17 protein-coding genes are annotated in these 18423 nt (G+C 65.3%); 5 read left to right on the top strand and 12 right to left on the bottom strand.

What is annotated here, in order from left to right:
* The first annotated feature begins 6 nt into the window (after window positions 1–6).
* The 5 genes from GCN78_RS06060 to GCN78_RS06040 are packed head-to-tail and all read left to right on the top strand — an operon-like array spanning window position 7 to window position 4529.
* The gene (locus GCN78_RS06060) at window positions 7–1881 is read left to right on the top strand and encodes a secretin and TonB N-terminal domain-containing protein (protein WP_152250872.1); all 1875 of its coding nucleotides are present in this window, start codon (window positions 7–9) and stop codon (window positions 1879–1881) included.
* On the top strand, window positions 1878–2348 hold the full coding sequence (locus tag GCN78_RS06055) for a type II secretion system protein (protein ID WP_152250871.1): 471 nt from the start codon (window positions 1878–1880) through the stop codon (window positions 2346–2348). Before GCN78_RS06060 ends, GCN78_RS06055 begins: the two co-directional genes overlap by 4 nt.
* A 5-nt stretch (window positions 2349–2353) precedes the next feature.
* Window positions 2354–2737: a type IV pilin protein gene (locus tag GCN78_RS06050; RefSeq protein WP_226939492.1), complete on the top strand. Its 384-nt coding sequence runs from the start codon at window positions 2354–2356 to the stop codon at window positions 2735–2737.
* Window positions 2724–3260, top strand: a complete 537-nt coding sequence (locus GCN78_RS06045; RefSeq protein ID WP_226939491.1) for a type II secretion system protein — start codon at window positions 2724–2726, stop codon at window positions 3258–3260. The genes GCN78_RS06050 and GCN78_RS06045 overlap by 14 nt, the downstream gene beginning before the upstream one ends.
* 45 nt (window positions 3261–3305) lie before the next feature.
* Window positions 3306–4529 carry a M24 family metallopeptidase gene (locus tag GCN78_RS06040; protein WP_152250869.1) on the top strand — a complete coding sequence of 408 codons (1224 nt, stop codon included), beginning with the start codon at window positions 3306–3308 and terminating at the stop codon, window positions 4527–4529.
* Here the strand turns inward: GCN78_RS06040 and GCN78_RS06035 are convergent.
* The 12 genes from GCN78_RS06035 to pcaF form a co-directional block, all read right to left on the bottom strand.
* On the bottom strand, window positions 4526–6106 hold the full coding sequence (locus GCN78_RS06035) for a methyl-accepting chemotaxis protein (protein WP_152250868.1): 1581 nt from the start codon (window positions 6104–6106) through the stop codon (window positions 4526–4528). The genes GCN78_RS06040 and GCN78_RS06035 overlap by 4 nt on opposite strands.
* A 61-nt stretch (window positions 6107–6167) precedes the next feature.
* A complete protein-coding gene (locus GCN78_RS06030) occupies window positions 6168–6575 on the bottom strand; it encodes a type 2 periplasmic-binding domain-containing protein (protein ID WP_152250867.1) in 408 nt (135 codons plus the stop codon).
* Between the two features lie 10 nt (window positions 6576–6585).
* Window positions 6586–7848 (bottom strand): hypothetical protein, encoded by a 1263-nt coding sequence (locus GCN78_RS06025; protein ID WP_152250866.1) that lies wholly within the window; start codon window positions 7846–7848, stop codon window positions 6586–6588.
* Window positions 7849–8205: 357 nt separating this feature from the next.
* Window positions 8206–9681, bottom strand: coding sequence for an indoleacetamide hydrolase (gene iaaH / locus GCN78_RS06020; protein ID WP_152250865.1), 1476 nt, complete (start codon window positions 9679–9681; stop codon window positions 8206–8208).
* A gap of 79 nt (window positions 9682–9760) precedes the next feature.
* The gene (gene paaZ / locus GCN78_RS06015; protein ID WP_152250864.1) at window positions 9761–11812 is read right to left on the bottom strand and encodes a phenylacetic acid degradation bifunctional protein PaaZ; all 2052 of its coding nucleotides are present in this window, start codon (window positions 11810–11812) and stop codon (window positions 9761–9763) included.
* Between the two features lie 95 nt (window positions 11813–11907).
* The gene (paaY, locus tag GCN78_RS06010; protein ID WP_077408581.1) at window positions 11908–12522 is read right to left on the bottom strand and encodes a phenylacetic acid degradation protein PaaY; all 615 of its coding nucleotides are present in this window, start codon (window positions 12520–12522) and stop codon (window positions 11908–11910) included.
* A gap of 10 nt (window positions 12523–12532) precedes the next feature.
* Window positions 12533–13264 carry an ABC transporter ATP-binding protein gene (locus tag GCN78_RS06005; RefSeq protein ID WP_152250863.1) on the bottom strand — a complete coding sequence of 244 codons (732 nt, stop codon included), beginning with the start codon at window positions 13262–13264 and terminating at the stop codon, window positions 12533–12535.
* On the bottom strand, window positions 13261–14016 hold the full coding sequence (locus GCN78_RS06000; protein WP_070254576.1) for an ABC transporter ATP-binding protein: 756 nt from the start codon (window positions 14014–14016) through the stop codon (window positions 13261–13263). Before GCN78_RS06000 ends, GCN78_RS06005 begins: the two co-directional genes overlap by 4 nt.
* A 1-nt stretch (window position 14017) precedes the next feature.
* The gene (locus tag GCN78_RS05995; protein WP_152250862.1) at window positions 14018–15001 is read right to left on the bottom strand and encodes a branched-chain amino acid ABC transporter permease; all 984 of its coding nucleotides are present in this window, start codon (window positions 14999–15001) and stop codon (window positions 14018–14020) included.
* Window positions 14998–15876 (bottom strand): branched-chain amino acid ABC transporter permease, encoded by an 879-nt coding sequence (locus tag GCN78_RS05990; protein WP_152250861.1) that lies wholly within the window; start codon window positions 15874–15876, stop codon window positions 14998–15000. Before GCN78_RS05990 ends, GCN78_RS05995 begins: the two co-directional genes overlap by 4 nt.
* A 73-nt stretch (window positions 15877–15949) precedes the next feature.
* A complete protein-coding gene (locus tag GCN78_RS05985; RefSeq protein WP_152250860.1) occupies window positions 15950–17101 on the bottom strand; it encodes an ABC transporter substrate-binding protein in 1152 nt (383 codons plus the stop codon).
* 94 nt (window positions 17102–17195) lie between these two features.
* A complete protein-coding gene (gene pcaF / locus GCN78_RS05980) occupies window positions 17196–18401 on the bottom strand; it encodes a 3-oxoadipyl-CoA thiolase (RefSeq protein ID WP_152250859.1) in 1206 nt (401 codons plus the stop codon).
* Window positions 18402–18423: the final 22 nt, after the last annotated feature.

The following is an 18423-nucleotide window of genomic DNA, read 5'->3' as shown; positions in this document are numbered from 1 at the left end:
GCACGTATGTCACGCACTGTCATCGCCCTGCTGCCGATGCTGTCCCTGCTGGCCGCCTGCGCCGGCAACCAGGCCTACAACGATGGCCAGGCCATGCTGGGCGCCGGCCGCACGGAACAGGGCCTGGCCCTGCTGGAACAGGCGGCGCAGGCCGAACCGACCAACGCCAAGTACCGCATCGCCGTCACCAACGGCAGGATGCGCGCGCTGAACAAGCTGAATGGCGCTGCGGAAGCGCTACGCCAGCAGGGCAAGCTGCCCGAAGCGCAAGCGCTGTACCAGCAGGCGCTGGCGTTGGACGCCAGCAACGACGTGGCGCAGCGGGGCATGGCCGGCGTAGCGCAGGAGGAACGGCACAGCAAGCTGGTGCAGGAAGCGCAGGCCAGCTACCAGCGCGGTGGCGAAGCGAATATCGCGCAGGCGCAGGAAGCCTTGCGCCAGGTGCTGCAGGAACGCCCCGCGCAGCGCGAGGCGCTGGCCCTGAAAAGCCGCATCGGCGACGCGCAGGCCAGCGCCCGGCCGGCCGGCGGCAAGCTGGCGGCCGCCTACCGCAAACCCGTGACGCTGGAATTTCGCGATGCGCCGCTGCGCTCCGTGTTTGACTTCATCAGCAAGGTGTCGGGCCTGAACTTCGTCTTCGACAAGGAAGTCGACCCGGCCCTGCGCGCCACCATTTCCGTGCGCGACACCAGCATCGAGGAAGCCATCGCCATGCTGCTGGGCGCCAACCAGCTCGAGCAAAGCGTCACCAGCGACAAGTCGATCACGATCTACCCGAACACGCCGCAAAAGGTGAAGGATTACCAGCAGCTCGTGGTGCGCACCTTCTTCCTCGCCAATGCGGACGTCAAGACGGTGGCGTTTTCCATCAAGACCCTGCTCAAGGCCAAGGACGTCGTCACCGACGAGCGCCTGGGCATCATCATGCTGCGCGATACGCCGGAAATGGTGCGCATGGCCGAACGCATCATCAATGTGCAGGACCTGGCCGACCCGGAAGTGATGCTGGAAGTCGAGGTGCTGGAAGTGAAGCGCACGCGCCTGATGGAGCTGGGCATACGCTGGCCGGACCAGGCCAGCCTGACCCTGGCCGGTGCCGCCGCCAATGGCCTGGGCGGCCTGAAAGTGGCCGACCTGCGCCGCATCAATGGCGACAACATCAACCTGGGTATCGGCGGCGTCACCCTGAACGCCAACAAGACCGATAGCGACAGCAATATCCTCGCCAACCCACGCATCCGCGTGCGCAACAAGGAAAAGGCCAAGATCCTGATCGGCGACCGCGTGCCCGTCATCACCGTCACGACGAACAACGGCGTCAGTTCCGACAGCGTCAACTACATCGACGTGGGCCTGAAGCTCGACGTGGAACCGAACGTCTACCTGGACGACGAGGTGGCCATCAAGATCAACCTGGAAGTGTCGAACGTGGTGAAGGAAGTGATCAGCAAGACGGGCACGCAGGCATACCAGATCGGCACGCGCAGCGCCTCGACCGTGTTGCGTTTGAAAGATGGCGAGACGCAGGTGCTGGCAGGCCTGATCAGCGACGAAGACCGGGGCACGGCCAACAAGGTGCCCGGCGTGGGCGAACTGCCCGTGCTGAACCGCCTGTTCGGCAGCCAGAAGGACGACGCCATGCGCAGCGAGATCGTGCTGTCGATAACGCCGCGCCTGTTGCGCAGCATCCGCCGCCCGGACCTGATGACGGCAGAATTCAACTCGGGTACCGAGGCGTCCGTGGGCGGCCGCGCCAGCGTCGGCGGCAGCCCCGAGGCCATCGCCGCGCCCGAGCAAGCCGCACCGCGCAGCGGCTCGCCCATGACGGGCGGCGACGAGGCGCCGGCGGCCGGCGACAAGTCAGGCAAAGGTGGCCAATGAAGCAACAAGGCTTTACCTTCATCGAACTGATGATCACCCTGGCCATCATGGCGACCCTGGCCACGGTGGCCGTGCCGATGGCGCAGGTAGCCCTGCAACGGGCGAAGGAACAGCAATTGCGCAGCGCCCTGATCGAGATGCGCGAAGCGATCGACTCCTACAAGCGTGCCTCGGACAATGGCCGCATCAAGCTGTCGCTGGGTGCTTCCGGCTATCCGAAAAAGCTCGAGGAACTGGTCGAGGGCGTGCCCGACCAGCGCAGCCCCTCGAAGCAGAACATCTATTTCTTGCGCCGCCTGCCGCGCGACCCGTTCCAACCCAGGGAAGACGGCAGCGCGGCCGACAGCTGGAGCAAGCGCGCCTACGCTTCGCCGCCCGACAATCCCAGCGAGGGCGAAGACGTGTTCGACGTCGCCTCGCGCTCGACCAAGGTGGGCCTGAACGGCGTGCCGCTCAAGGAATGGTGATCGCCATGCAGACAACTGGCCCGCGGCGCGGCTTTACCCTGGTCGAACTGCTGGTGGTGCTGGCCATCATCTCGCTGCTGCTGACGATTGCCATTCCCCGCTATTTCGGCTCGGTGGAAAAATCGAAGGAAGTCGCCCTGAAGGAAAACCTGCAGGTGCTCAGGAGCGGCCTCGATAAATACTATGCCGACAAGGGCGAGTATCCGGCCGCGCTGGCCGACCTGGTGACCCACCACTACTTCCGCAGCGTGCCGCTGGACCCCGTCACGGAGTCGTCCGCCACCTGGCAGCTGATCCCTTCGCCCAATGGCGAAATTAGCGGCGTGGCCGACGTGCGCAGCGGCGCCAAGGGCAAGACGCGCGAGGGCATCCCCTTTGAGCAGCTCTAGTTTCCGGCGCCGCGCACGGGGCTTCGCGTATATCTGGACCCTGATGCTGGTGGCCTTCATGGGCGTGGGACTGGTGCTGGCCAGCGAATTGCATGCCACGGCCGCGCGGCGCGAAAAAGAGCGCGAGTTGCTGTTCATCGGCCATGAATTCCGCAATGCGCTGGGCCGCTACTACGACAGCACGCCGGGCGACGGGCGACCCCGCTATCCCTTGACCTTGCAGGAACTGCTGCGCGACCCGCGCTTTGCCAACGCCCGACGGCACTTGCGCCGCCTGTATGCGGACCCCGTCACGGGCAAGGCGGAGTGGGGCCTGCTGCGGCAGGAGGGACGCATCGTCGGCATCCATTCGCTGTCGCCGCAGATCCCCATCAAGCAGGACAATTTTCTCGACGAAGACACCAGCCTGCGCCGCAAGCAGCGCTACGCGGACTGGCACTTCACCTATCCGCACGACCTGGTGCTGGCGCCGCCCGATGCCGCCGGCGGCGCACCGGGACTCAAGCCGAAAGGCGCGAACTGATATCATGCCCGCATTCCATATTCAGCATCGAGCAAAGGAGCAGGCATGAGCATAGGTGGCACTTCCATCGAACAGGCATTGGCATCGCTGTCGGACATGACGGGCGGCATGGCCGCCATCGGCAAGGACGAACATGCGCAACGCATCGCCAGGGCGCAAGCATTCATGCGCGAGCAAGGCATCGCTGCCATCTATCTGAACGCGGGCGCCAACCTCACCTATTTCACGGGCACCAAATGGTATGCCAGCGAACGCATGGTGGGCGCCATCCTGCCGGCCAGCGGCGACATCGAATACATCGCCCCCGCCTTCGAGGAAAGCACCCTGCAAGGCTTCATGCTCATCGAAGGCCGTGTCAATTGCTGGGAAGAGCATGAAAGCCCGTACCAGCTGTTCGTCGACGTATTGGCGCGCATGGGAATCGCCCAGGACGCGCATCAGCCGCCGCGCGTGGGCATCTGCGAAAGCGCCGCCTTCTTCATCTACGACGGCATCCGGCCGCTGGCCGCCGGCTACGCGCTGGAAAACGCGCGCGCCGTCACGGCGTACTGCCGCAGCCGCAAGTCGGCGGCGGAAATCGCCCTGATGCAGCGCGTGATGGACATGACCCTGGCCGTGCATGTGGCCACGGCCAGCATGCTGTATGAAGGCATCACGACGGTGGAAGTGGAGGAATTCATCCAGCGCGCGCACCGCAAGGTGGGCGCGCCCCGCTCGTATTTCTGCATCGTGCTGTTCGGCGAAGCGACGGCCTACCCGCATGGCGTCAATTACGTGCAAACCTTGAAGGCGGGCGACACGGTGCTGATCGACACGGGCTGCCAGGTGATGAACTACATCTCGGACATCACGCGCACCTATGTGTTTGGCGCCATCAGCGAACGCCAGCGCAGCGTGTGGAACAGCGAAAAAGCCGCGCAGGCAGCCGCCTTCGCCGCCGCGCGGCTGGGCGTGCCCTGCGGCGACGTGGACCGCGCCGCGCGCGTATCCCTGGAAGCGGACGGCTACGGCCCCGGCTACAAGCTGCCGGGACTGCCGCACCGCACGGGCCACGGCATCGGCCTCGATATCCACGAATGGCCTTACCTGGTGGGCAACGACACGACGCCGCTCGACGTGGGCATGTGCTTCTCGAACGAGCCGATGATCTGCATTCCCGGCGAATTCGGCATCCGCCACGAAGACCATTTCTACATGACGGAAAACGGGCCGCGCTGGTTCACGCAGCCGGCGCACAGCATCGATGATCCGTTCGGGCTGCAGGCCTAAGCCGCTTTCGCCAACGCCAGCCGCCGTTCCGCCGGCACGGCGGCGATAGGCGCCAGACTGCCCTGCGCCAGCTTGAACACGGCCAGCGCCGTGCCCAGTTGCACGGCCTGTTCCTGCAGCGATTCGGCCGCCGCCGATGCCTCTTCCACCAGCGCGGAATTTTGCTGCGTCATTTGATCCATGCTGCCGATGGCCACGCCGATGTCGCCGATGCCGGCGCTTTGCGCCTGGCTGGCGGAGCTGATCTCGGCCATGATGTCGGCCACCTTTTTCACGGAATCGACGATCTGGCCCATGGTCAGCCCCGCCTCGTCGACCAGCTTCGAGCCGACATTCACCTTGTCCACCGAATCGCCGATCAATTGCTTGATTTCGCGCGCCGCTGCCGCGCTGCGCTGCGCCAGGTTGCGCACTTCGGATGCCACCACGGCAAAACCGCGTCCCTGCTCGCCCGCGCGCGCCGCTTCCACGGCCGCATTCAAGGCCAGGATGTTCGTCTGGAAGGCGATGCCGTCGATGACGCCGATGATATCGACGATGCGTCTGGATGAATCGTTGATCTCGCCCATGGTGGTGACCACCTGGCTGACCACCTGCCCGCCCTTCACGGCAACCGAGGAGGCCGACAGCACCAGTTCATGCGCCTGGCCCGCGTTGGCGGCGTTGTCGCGCACGGTGGAGGTCAGGCTGTCCATGCTGCGCGCCGTCTGGTCCAGGCTGCCCGCCTGCGATTCCGTGCGCGCGGCCAGGTCCGCATTGCCCTGGGCGATTTCCGCGCTGGCCACCTGGATGGTTTCGGCCGACGCCTTGATATCGGAGACCATGCCACCGAGCTTGGCGCGCATGTCCTTCAGCGCCGCCAGCAGGCTGGCCTGGTCTCCCGCCTCGGTGGCGATCTCCATCGAGAGGTCGCCATCGGCCACGGCGCGCGCGATCTGGCGCGCATATTCGGGTTCGCCGCCCAGCTGCTGCCAGATGGCGCGCACGACGAAATGCGACACGGCCACCAGGCAGACGATGACGGCCAGCGCCACGGCGATGCTGGTATTGAGCGCATTGCGCACGTTGGCCGCGCTGCGTTCGATGCCCTGCTTGAACTGCGCTTGCGCCTGCTCATTGGTCTTTGCCAGGTCCGTGTTGAGCACCGCCAGCGCGCCCTGCATGCGCGCCACGGTCGCTTGCGGGTCGCCCTCTTCCATTTCCAGCATGATGCGCGCCGCGCTCAGCGCCGGCGCATAATAGGCATCGAATTCCCTGGCCAGGCGCGCGCCCTGCTCGCTCTGGCCGGGGATCGCCGCGAAGGCGACCAGTTTTTCGCGCAGCTTGACGGCCTGGCCGCCGACTTGCCCGATACGCTCCTTGTCGCCTTCGCTGACGGCATCGCGCAGGGCGTCGCCGACGGCGGCCACGTCCAGGGTCAGCGACTTGGCCATGTCGAGCACCGGGTAATCGGCGCTTTCGGTGGCGTGAATGGAATTGAGCGTGGCCGTGGACAGATAGGCGCTGACGGCCAGCCCCAGACCGAAAATCACGGCCGAGACGACGGGCAGCGCCCATATCTTGCGTTTGATGCTCATTGCTGTCTCCTGATGTGGATGATGTATCGGGCCGCCGCATGGCGCGCGGCCCGAACCGGCTTTATGGCGCCGTCAGCACCACTTTGACGGTACCGTCGACGGCACTCTTTTCGATATAGCCAATGGCTTTCGGATCGGCCGCGACGGCCTTCTTCACGTCGGCGCTATTGGCCACTTCCTTCGGCAAGGTCGCCTTGCCCGTAAAGACCAGCTTGGACCACAGGGCCTTCGCTTGCGATGGCTCCTTGTCCGCCACTTTCTTGTAGAACTCGGCGCGCACGGGAGCACTTTCCGGCTGGTCGATCGGCGTCATGGCCGTCGATTTACCGAGAAAAAATTGCGCCACCTGTTCGTTCGTCATGGCGCCGGCGGCGCTCTTCGGATTGACCACCACGACCACTTCGGCCATGGCGGGAACAGCGCTCGACAACGCCAGCAAGGCAGCCACATTCAAGATCAATGGTTTCATGCGGCGCTCCTTAGAAAACGAAATCGATGGAGACCGCGGCCACCGTGACGGGGCCATGGAAGCCTGGCTTGGCTTGCACGAACAGGCCCGGGCCATTCTTCGGCATGATGCGGTCGATCTGCACTTTCAGCGCGGCCGAACGGTGGAAATCCCAGCGCACGCCGATGCTGTCCGTCGATTGCTCCAGCTGGTTGCGCATGGTGGCCAGGGTCTCGACGCCGGCCGACAGCGCGCGCAGGGTCGGCGTGCAGGCGGCCGGATAACCGGCCGGGCAGGCAGCCGGCACGGTGTTGTTCACGCGGCCATCGGCCTTCAGGCTGGCGTGGCTGTAATAGGGCAGGAAGGCGCCGATGCGGTAGCCGCCCATCACGTACCACGAGGTGCTGTCGCTGACGTAGCTGTCCGTCTTGCGCTGCGCATATTCGGACTGCAGCAGCACATTGTTCCAGTCCAGGCCCAGGCCCACGGACGTGAACGACGCCTTCTTGTCCTTCACTTCCAGCGCATCGGCCAGCTCGCCCAGCTGGCCGATCCTGTAGCCGCCGCCGGCCGCGCGCAAGCTGCCCATCAAGGTATTCAGGCTGGGCGAATCGTTGATCGTCAGCCTGGTCTCGGCCCGGCCGAAACGCACGGTGACGGGACCATGTTCGGCCACCACGTTGAGGCCGACGATGGACTTGCCTTCCACCTGCACGGTCGAAGCGGGACCCGTGGCCAGGGTGGCCTTGGTGCGGCCCAGCGCCAGTTGCGTGGTGATGCCGGTGTCGCCCGCGCTGAACTGGTAGGTGCCGTCGATGCCGTCGATGCTGTTGAGGGGCACCTGCGAATACATTTCGCCGGGCGGGCGCAGCATGGTGTTGGCGTAGCCGACGTTGCGGTAATCGGAAATCATGAAGACGGGCAAACCCATGCGGCCGACGCGTACGCTGAAGCTGTCCGATACCTTGGCCTTGGCAAAGGCCCACGCCAGTTCGGCGCCAACATCATCCTCGCCATCCTTGCGCGCCAGTCCCTGCACGGTGGCCGACAGCCACGGGTTGACGGTGACATTGGCCTGCAGGCCCAGGTTGGAATCGATGCCGGTGCGGGCGGTGCGGCCGGCGCCGGCGGCCTGATTCGGGCGCGCGAACTGCGCGCTGTCGGTATCGGCCATGGTCAGGGCGGCACTGCCGTAACCGCTGATCTTGACCGCGGGGCCGGTGACCTCTTCGGCATAGGCATGGCTGATGGCCAGGGGCATGGCCAGCAGGAAAATCAGGACGTGTTTATTCATAGTAATTAAATACCCGTAGCGGTGAACGTGGATTGGGCTCGAGGTCGTTGGCTCACCGGCCGTAAAAGGCCGGGTCCGTTTTTTCTGCGCCGCCAGCGCGGCGTGGAGCGTGCCAGGCGGCGTGACCAGTGAGTAAAACCATGCTACAGAGAAAAGGTTTTACGTTGGAAAGTTTTCTTGAGGCAAGGCGCAATTTCGCCGATTTTGAAGGAAAAAGCACGCATTCTAGAGGGGTTTATCTAAATAGCACGCCGCGCAAAACCACACATTCGCTATATTTTTCATGCACTTGTGGATAGTTCAGCGGGCAGGAAGCGCTGGCGCCCGGCCTGGCGCGCCAGTACGCTCGCTATCGCGTCAAGTGCACGCCGACGGCGCCGGCAAGGTGCCGAACAGGCCCTCGAGCGACAGGCCGATGGCCAGCAGCCGGCTGTCGCTGCCCAGCGGCCCGTCGATCTCCATCCCCACCGGCAGACCGGTTGCCGTGATCCCCGCCGGCAGCGACAAACCGGGAATGCCCGCGTTGCTGGCCGGGTCCGTATTGCGGATCAGGGTGGTGAACGCGTCGCCGGCCGCGCCACCGGCCACCGCGATCGTCGACGAGCCATGCACGCCGTCGATGGGCACGGCGCACACGGGCGTGGTGGGGAAAAAGATCGCGTCCAGCCGGTGCCGCGCGAAATAGTCGCGGTACAGCGCCTGCAGGCGGGGCCGCTGCACCTGCAAGGCGTCGGGATACGCGGCGCCAAACGCATCGGCGATGATGGCGCCAAACGCGTGCCGTACGTCGGGGCTGGCCACCTGCGCGGCGATATCGTCCAGCGTGATCTGCGCGCCGCCAGCGGCCAGGTAGGCGGGAATCGCCTGGCGCGGCTCGTGCAGCGCCAGCGGGAACGATACCTTGCCGTTGACTTCCATCACGTCTTGCATGCCGATATCGACCAGCACGACGCCCGCCCGCGCCAGGGTCTCGCGGGCCTGCGTCATCACGGCCGCCACGTCGGCATCGAGCGGCTGCCAGAAAGCGGCGGGCACGCCGAAACGCAAGCCCGCCAGCGGTTCCGGCGATGGCAACATCCGGCCGGACAGCACGCTGTCGAGCAGTGCCAGGTCGGCCACCGTACGCGCCATCGGCCCCACCGTGTCGCGCGTATGGCTGATGGGGACCGTGCCGCTGGAATCGTAGCGGCGCTCGGCGCCGCCATCACCGACCGACGGGCGCAAACCGGCGATGCCGCACAGGGCGGCCGGCACGCGCGTGGAGCCGCCCGTGTCCGTGCCCAGGCCGGCCGGCGCGATGCGCGCGGCGATGGCTGCCGCCGTGCCGCCGGAAGAACCGCCCGGGATGCGCGCGCCGTCATACGGATTCTTGACATGCCCGGCGAAGCTGGAAAAATTCGTGCTGGTGGCGCCAAACGCCAGCTCATGCATGTTCGCCTTGCCCAGTACAATGGCGCCCGCGTCAAGCAGCCGCTGCACGCTGGGCGCATGCGCGGCTGGATACCAATCGCGCAAGGCCGGCGTGCCGGCCGTCGTCGGCATGCCGCGCGTATCGATATTGTCCTTGACTACGATAGGCAAGCCGGCCAGCCGCGGCAAGGGCTGGCCCGCCGCGCGCGCCGCATCGACACGCGCGGCGGCGGCCAGCGCCGCATCCGCGTTGAGCGTGATCAGGCTGTTCAAGCCGGCCCGCGCGCGCGCCTGCGCCAGCAGGGTGGTCATGTAATCGACCGCATTCAGGCTGCCGTTGGCGATGGCCGCCACGGCATCGCTGGCGCTCAGGGCCAGTTGCGCCTGCACGGCGATGGAGGGTTGGTCGTCTTCCTTGCGCATTGCATCTCTCCCAAAAAAAAGGCGCCGCCCACGCGAACATCGCAGGCGGCGCCGGTCATATCCGTCCTGCCAGTGTGCCTTACTCGCGCTTGGAAACGAGGGTCAGGATGTCGTAGCTGGCCACCAGTTCCTCGTTCTGGTTGGTCACCTGCACGTCCCACGCGACCACGCCCTGGCCCACGCCGAAGACGTCCTTGCGGTTGCGGTCGACCTTGCGCTTGCAGGTCAGGCGCGCGCGGATGGTGTCGCCGATGGCGACGGGGGCGACAAAGCGCAGGTTGTCCAGGCCATAGTTGGCCAGCACGGGCCCGACGCCAGGCGAGACGAACAGGCCGGCGGCGGCCGACAGCACGAAGTAGCCATGGGCGATGCGCTTGCCGAACTGCGATTCCTTGGCCGCGATTTCGTCGAAGTGCATGTAGAAGAAATCGCCCGAGATGCCGCCGAAGGCGACGATGTCCGCTTCGCTGACGGTGCGCCGGTGCGTGAGCAGCGAGTCGCCCGTCTTCAAGTCTTCGAAGTGCTTGCGGAACGGATGGATCGGGCTTTCGTTGACGTCCGCGCCGCGCACGTACTCGCCGGTAATGGCCGCCAGCATGGTCGGCGAGCCTTGCACGGCCGCCCGTTGCAGGTAGTGGCGCACGGCGCGCACGCCGCCCAGTTCCTCGCCGCCGCCCGCGCGGCCAGGGCCGCCGTGCTTCAGTTGCGGCAAGGGCGAGCCATGGCCGGTCGAATCGACGGAGGCCACGCGCTCGAGCACGTGCACACGGCCATGCGTGGCCGCCACTTGCGGCACCACGCGCGCGGCGATCTTCGGATCGCGCGTCACCAGGGTGCTCACCAGGCTGCCCTTGCCGCGCGCGGCCAGGGCCAGCGCTTCATCGATATCGTGGTAGCCCATCATGGTGCTGACGGGGCCGAATGCTTCCACGTCATGCACGGCGTCGTTGCCGAAGGCGTCGCGGCACAGCAGCAATGTCGGCGAGAAGAAGCTGCCGTCAACGGCGCCATCGCCCAGAGGATTGAAACCGTCAGCCGCGCCGAACACCACCTCGTTGCCCTGCGAGAGCGTGGCGACCCGTTCCGCCACGTCGTTCTGCTGCTCTTTCGAGGCCAGCGCACCCATGCGCACGCCTTCGATGGACGGGTCGCCCACCACCACCTTGGCCAGGCGTTCACGCAGACGCGTGCCGACGGCGTCCATCAGGTGCTCGGGCACGATGATGCGGCGAATCGCCGTGCACTTCTGGCCCGACTTGCCCGTCATTTCGCGCACGACTTCCTTGACGAACAGGTCGAATTCCACATCGTCGGGCGTGACGTCCGGCGCCAGGATGGCGCAGTTGAGCGAATCGGCTTCACCGTTGAAAGGCACTGACTGGGCGATCAGGTTCGGATTCGTGCGCAGCTTGGCGGCCGTCGCGGCCGATCCCGTAAACGTGACGAAGTCCTGGCCGTTCAGGCGGTCCAGCAAGTCGCCCGTGGAGCCGATCACCAGCTGCAGGCTGCCGGCCGGCAGCAAGCCCGATTCATGCATCATGCGCACGACGGCCTGCGTCAGATAGCTCGTCGCCGTGGCCGGCTTGGCGATGCAGGGCATGGCCGCCAGGAAGCTGGGCGCGAATTTTTCCAGCAAGCCCCAGATGGGGAAGTTGAAGGCGTTGATGTGCACGGCCAGGCCGCCGCGCGGTACCAGGATGTGCGTGCCGGCGAAACCGCCCTTCTTGCCCAGCGCGATGGCCGGGCCTTCATGCAGCACGTTCGACGACGGCAGCTCGTTGCTGCCCATGCTGGCGTAGGCGAACAGGGTACCCGTGCCGCCTTCGATGTCGACCCAGCTGTCGGCGCGCGTGGCGCCCGACAGGTGCGAGATCGCATACAGTTCTTCCTTGCGCTCGACCAGGTACAGGGCCAGCGCCTTCAGGCGCGCGGCGCGCTGCTGGAAGTCGAGCGCCATCAGCCCCGGCACGCCGGTCTTGCGCGCATACGTGACGGCTTCGTCGAAGTCGATCTTTTCCGCGTGCGTGTGATAGATGACACGGTTGTTCAGGGCGCTGTGCAGGGGCACGGCGGCGCTTTCGCCCAGCCAGCGGCCGGCGATCAGGCTTTGCAGGGTGGATATATGAGCCATGTGGTTTCTCCGTAAAACGAGGGTGTTGGTGACGTTGGTGTGGTGTCGGATTACGTGGGGCGCTGCCCCGCTAATCCGACCTACGCCCATATTGTTTATTGCGCTGCGGCGTTCTTGTGCAAGTGCAGCGGCAAGGCGGATTCAAAATTGAGGCGCTGGCGGTTCGCCTCGACTTCCGTCAGGGCTTCCACTTCGCGCATCGTCTGCATGGAGCGCACGGCCAGTTCGTGGTACTGGCCCGTGCCCGAGCTTTTCCATTTGATTTCATCGTCGGTCAGCGCGCGGATGATCTTGGCGGGCGTGCCCACCACCATGCTGCGCGGCGCGACGATCATGCCCGCCTTGACGAAGCTCATGGCCGCGACGATGGATTCCTCGCCGATGATGGCGTTATCCATCACCACCGCGTTCATGCCGACGAGCGCGTTGCGGCCGATGCGGCAGCCATGCAGCACGGCGCCATGGCCGATATGGCCGTCGACTTCGACCACCGTGTCGCAGCCGGGAAAACCGTGCATGACGCAGGTGTCCTGCAGGTTCGCGCCTTCTTCCAGGATCAGGCGGCCGAAGTCGCCGCGGATCGAGGCCAGCGGACCGATGTAGCAGCGCGGGCCGACGATCACGTCGCCGATCAGCACGGCCGACGGGTGCACATAGGCGCTGGGGTGGACGACGGGGGTGACGCCGTTGATTTCATAGACCTTGACCATACAGACTCCCTTACATGCCCAGATAGGCGCTTTGTACCTGCTCGTTATGCAGCAATTCAGGGCCGGGACCGGACAGCGTGATGGCGCCAGTCTCGATCACATAGCCCACGTCGGCGATCGACAGGGCGGCGTGCGCGTTCTGCTCGACGAGGAAGATGGTGATGCCCTGGTCGCGCAGTTCGGCCACGATGCGGAAGATTTCCGCGATCAGGAGCGGCGCCAGGCCCATGCTCGGTTCGTCGAGCAGCAGCAGTTGCGGGCGGCCCATCAGCGCGCGCGCCATGGCCAGCATCTGCTGCTGTCCGCCGGAGAGCGTACCGGCCAGCAACAGGCGCTTTTCCTTCAGGATGGGGAACAGGCCGTACATGCGCTCCATGTCGCCCGCCACGTCTTGCGCGGGACGCGTGAAGGCGCCCAGGCGCAGATTGTCTTCCACCGTCATGGGGCCGAACACTTGCCGTCCTTCCGGTACCTGGCAGATGCCGGCGCGCACGCGCCTGTCGGCGCTCATGCGGCTCACGTCCTGGCCGGCGAAGACGATGCTGCCGGCACTGATCGGCTGCACGCCGGAAATCGCCCGCAGCAGGGTCGTCTTGCCGGCGCCATTCGCGCCCACCAGCGCCACGAGCTGGCCCTGGCGCACCTGCAGGTCGATGCCGTGCAGGGCCTGGATGCGGCCGTAATGGCTGGTCAAGCCTTTGATATCGAGTACCAGCGGTGATTGAGGCTTTTCCATCGTCATGCTGCCACTCCCAGATATGCCGCCACCACGTCGGGGTTCGCGCGCACTTCGGCGGCGGTCCCTTCGGCCAGCTTCTTGCCATAGTCGAGCACCAGGATATGGTCCGACAGATTCATCACCAGTTTCATGTCATGTTCGACCAGCACCACCGTCACGCCCGACTGCGCCACCTTGCGGATCAGCGCTTCGATCTCGCCCGTCTCCGTGTGGTTCAGGCCAGCCGCCGGTTCATCGAGCAGCAGCACTTTCGGCTTGGCCGCCAGCGCACGGGCGATTTCCAGGCGTTTCAAGGCGCCATACGACATCTGCCCCGCCTCGTCATCGATATGCCGGCCCACGCCAACGAATTCCATCAGGCCGGCCGCCTCGTCGCGGCAAGCGGCATCCGCGCGGCGTACGGACGGCAGGCGCAGCATGGAGGCGAACAGGTTCTGGTTCAGGCGCAAATGCGCGCCCACCATCACGTTGTCGATGGCCGTCATGTTCATGCACACCTGCAGATTCTGGAAGGTGCGGCTCATGCCGCGCCGCGCCAGCGCATCGGGCGGCATGGCGGCCACGTTCTCGCCATTGAGCAAAATCTCGCCCTTGCTCGGCGTGTACACGCCCGTGATCAGGTTGAACAGCGTCGTCTTGCCGGCGCCGTTCGGCCCGATCACGGAATGGATATTGCCTTCCTTGACGGTAAAGCTGACATCCTGCACCGCGTGCACGCCGCCAAAGCTCTTGCTCAGATTGTTGATCGTCAGCATGTCACACCTCCTGCGCGGATTTGACGGGCGCCTTGGGTGTGGCGGCCCGCTTGCGCGAACGGCTGGCCAGGCTCGGTACCAGGCCCTTGGGCATGAAGATCATGGTGGCCATCAGGATCACGCCGAAGACCACCGTTTCCCAGCCTTCAAAACTGGACAGCAGCTGCGGCAGGACCGTCAGCAGGGCCGCGCCGATGATGGAACCGAAGATCGACGCCATGCCGCCCACCACCACCATCGTCACCAGCTCGATCGAGTGGAAGAAGCCGGCCAGGTTGGGCGTGATGAAGCCGATGTAGTGGGCGCTGATGCTGCCCGCGATGCTGGCGATCACCGCCGACAGCACGAACACGCGCACCTTGAAGCGGGTCGTGTCGACGCCCACCACGCGGGCCGCCACTTCCGAGCCGTGGATGGCCTGCAGCGCGCGCCCGACGGGCGAATCGATCAGGTTCAGCGCCAGCCAGGTGACGAGCAACAGCAGCACGGCGCACACCAGGTACCACGATTTTTCACCGGCGATTTCCAGGCCGGCGACACTGAAGGCGGACACGCCGATGCCGTCCGGGCCGCCCGTCCACTGCGTCTCGTTGTTGATGACGATGGAAATGATGATGCCCAGTCCCAGGGTCGCCATGGCCAGGGTATGGCCTTTGAGCTTCAGGACGGGACGCGCCAGCAGCAGCGCCAGCAAGCCCGTGGCAACGGCGCCGGCGGCCAGCGCGGCCAGCGGCGGCCAGTTGTAGTGCGTGGTCAGCACGGCCGACGCATACGCGCCCAGGCCATAGAAACCCGCGTGGCCCAGGCTGATCTGGCCCGTGTAGCCCATCAGCAGGTTCAGGCCGATGACGACGATGGCGTTCAGGGCGATGCGGATCACCACGTCATAGTAGAACGCATTGCTGAGGAACAGCGGCAGGATGGCCAGCACGAGAGCCAGCACCAGCAAGCCGCCGTGGCGCGAGCGTGTAAAAAAGTTGGTCATACACGCTCCGAATTTTTAGCGCCAAACAAGCCTTGCGGCAGGAAGAACAGGATCATCAGAATCAGCACGAAAGGCACCGCGTCCTTGTAGGCCGAGGAGATGTAGCCGGCCGTCATGGCTTCGGCGATGCCGAGGATCAGGCCACCGGCAATCGCACCGGCGCCGCCACCGAGGCCACCCAACACGGCCGCGACAAACCCTTTCAGGCCCAGCATGATGCCCGCGTCATACGAGGTATACGTGATCGGTGCGACGAGGATGCCGCCCGCCGCGCCCAGCAGGGCCGACAGGCCGAACGAGAACAGCAATACCTTGCGCGTGTTGATGCCCACCAGTTGCGCGGCCAGCTTGTTGTGCGAGGTGGCCAGCATGGCCTTGCCCATCAGGGTGCGGCCGAAGAACCAGCCCAGCACCAGCACGATGACGACCGTCACGCCCAACACCCACAGGCTTTGCGGCAGCAGGCTGGCGCCCAGAAATTCGATCGGCGCATCGCCGGAAAACGCCGGCAGCGAATGCGTATCCTTGCCCAGCCAGATCTGCACGAGGCCGCGTAGCACCAGCGAGGCGCCGATCGTGATGATCAACAGGGTGATGACCTGCGCGTTCTGCGCCGGCTCGATCACGGTCTTTTCCATCAGCAGGCCGACCAGGCCCGTGGCGATGACGGCCAGGATGATGGCCAGCGGCAGCGGCACGCCGGCGGCCGACATCACGGCGGCCAGCATCCCGCCCAGCATGATGAATTCGCCCTGGGCGAAGTTGATCACGCCGCTGGTGTTGTAGATGATGGTAAAGCCCAGCGCCGCCAGCGCGTAGGCGGAACCGACCGTCATCCCGGAATACAGAAATTGTAGAAATTGAGCGACTTCCATGGTGTCTCCATTGTGTTCGGCGATGCGCGGGCCGCCGTCAAGGACGGCCTCGCGCAGGTACTTCCGGCTTACATTATTTCGACAATTGCCATTCGCCGTTCTTCACTTCCACCATGCGGAACGCCGACAGGTCCAGGCCCATGTGGTCTTTGGCCGACATGTTGAAGACACCGGTCGTGCCGACAAAACCCTTGGTCGTTTCCAGCGCCGTGCGCACTTTTTCACGGTCCGTGCCGCCGGCGCGCTTGATGGCGTCCACCGACAGGTTCAGGGCGTCGAGCGCATAGCCGCCAAAGGTCGACGGGTCGATCTTGTAGCGGTCCTTATACGTCTTGTCGTAGCCGACGACGACGGCCTTCTGCGCGTCGCTGTCTGGCAGCATGGCGCCGATCAAGAGCGCCGGCGTCGGCAGGCGCACGCCTTCGGCAGCCTTGCCCGACAATTTCAGGTATTCGTCCGATGCCACGCCATGCGACTGGTACAGCGGCAGCGCGGCCATGCCCAGCTGTCCATAGTTCTTGGTCACGACGGCCGGGCCCTGGCCCAGGCCGAAGACGAAGACGGCTTGCACGCCAGCGGTGTTCTTGATGCGCGTGAGCTGCGCCGTGATGTCCGTGTCTTTCGGACCGTAGGTTTCATCGGCCACCAGCGTGATGCCATACTTGGACGCGACGATCTGCGACTCCTTGCGGCCCGAGGCGCCGAAGCCGCTCGTTTCCGACAGCAGGCCCACCTTGCTGATGCCGCGCTTCTTCATGTCCTCGAACACCTTCTCGGCCGCCATGCGGTCCGTATGCGGCGTCTTGAAGACCCATTTCTTGACCGGGTCAATGATCACCACGGCGCCCGCCAGCGAGATGAACGGCATGCTGGCGCGCTCCACCAGCGGCGCCATCGCCATCGTCGCGCCGGTGGTGGTGCCGCCGATCAGCACGTCGACCTTGTCCGACTCGATCAGGCGCTTGGTGAAACCGTTGGCCTTGGCCGCGTCGCTGCCGTCATCGTAGTGCACCAGTTCCAGCTTGCGCCCCAGGACGCCGCCGGCCGCGTTGATCTTTTCGATATACAGCTGCAGGGTTTTCAGTTCAGGGTCGCCCAGGAAGGCGGCAGGTCCCGTGACGGACAACACGGAACCGATCTTGATGTTCTCGGCCGCATACGCGCCCGCGGCGGACATGGCCAGCACGCCGGCGATCAGGGTTTTCTTGAAGATATTGGCAATCATTGTGGTCTCCACCAGGTTGGCACTACGGTCAATGTATGGTTGGCGCTTTTTTACAAGCCTGCGCCTTTTTTGTTTTTACTTTGTTTTTACTCGTTTATACGCGTTCAATGACGACGGCGATACCCTGCCCCACGCCGATGCACATGGTGCACAGCGCATAGCGCCCGCCCGTGCGTTCCAGCTGGTTCAATGCGGCCATCACCAGGCGCGCGCCCGAGGCGCCCAGCGGGTGGCCGATGGCGATCGCCCCGCCATTCGGGTTCATGTGGGCCGCATCGTCCGCCAGGCCCAGGTCACGCGTGACGGCCAGGGCCTGCGCGGCGAACGCTTCATTGAGTTCGATGACATCCATCTGCTCGATGGTCAATCCTGTTTGCGCCAGCACCTTGCGCGACGCGGGAGACGGGCCAAAACCCATGATGCGCGGCGCCAGTCCTGCCGTGGCCATGCCCAGCACTTTTGCGCGCGGCGTCAGTTTGTATTTATCCACGGCGGCGGCGGACGCCAGCAGGATGGCGCAGGCGCCATCGTTCAAGCCCGAGGCATTGCCGGCCGTGACCGTGCCGTCAGCCTTGACCACGCCTTTCAGTTTCGCCAGCATCTCGATCGAGGTGTCCGGACGCGGATGTTCATCCGTCGTCACCATTTTCGGCTCGCCCTTTTTTTGCGGCACGGCGACGGGCACGATTTCACGCTCGAACACGCCGGCCGCGTGGGCGGCTGCCCAGCGCTGCTGGCTGCGCAAGGCCAGAGCATCCTGGTCGGCGCGGCTGATGCCAAATTCCACGGCCACGTTTTCCGCCGTTTCCGGCATGGTGTCGATGCCGTACTGGGTTTTCATCTTGCCGTTCACGAAGCGCCAGCCCAGGGTCGTGTCCTCGATCTTCGCCGCGCGCGAAAAGGCGCTGTCGGCCTTGCCCATCACGAAAGGCGCGCGCGTCATGCTTTCCACGCCGCCGGCGATGATCAGTTCCGCCTCGCCCGCCTTGATGGAGCGGGCAGCGAGACCCACGGCGTCCAGGCTGGAGCCGCACAGGCGGTTGATGGTATTGGCCGGCACGTCGGCCGGCAAGCCGGCCAGCAGCGCGGCCATGCGGCCCACGTTGCGGTTGTCTTCGCCGGCCTGGTTGGCGCAGCCGTAGAACACGTCGTCGATGGCGGACCAGTTGACGGACGGGTTACGGGCGATCAGCGCGGCGATCGGCAGCGCGCCCAGGTCGTCGGCGCGCACGCTGGACAGCGCGCCGCCATAGCGGCCAAAGGGCGTGCGCACGGCGTCACAAATAAAGGCTTCGTTCATGTTGGCTTCCTTGTTCAGGCTA

The sequence above is a fragment of the Janthinobacterium rivuli genome, from assembly GCF_009208735.1.
In the GTDB taxonomy this organism is placed as follows: domain Bacteria; phylum Pseudomonadota; class Gammaproteobacteria; order Burkholderiales; family Burkholderiaceae_D; genus Janthinobacterium.
Note: the sequence above shows the minus strand (reverse complement) of the source record. Positions and strands in the feature narration are given on the sequence as shown.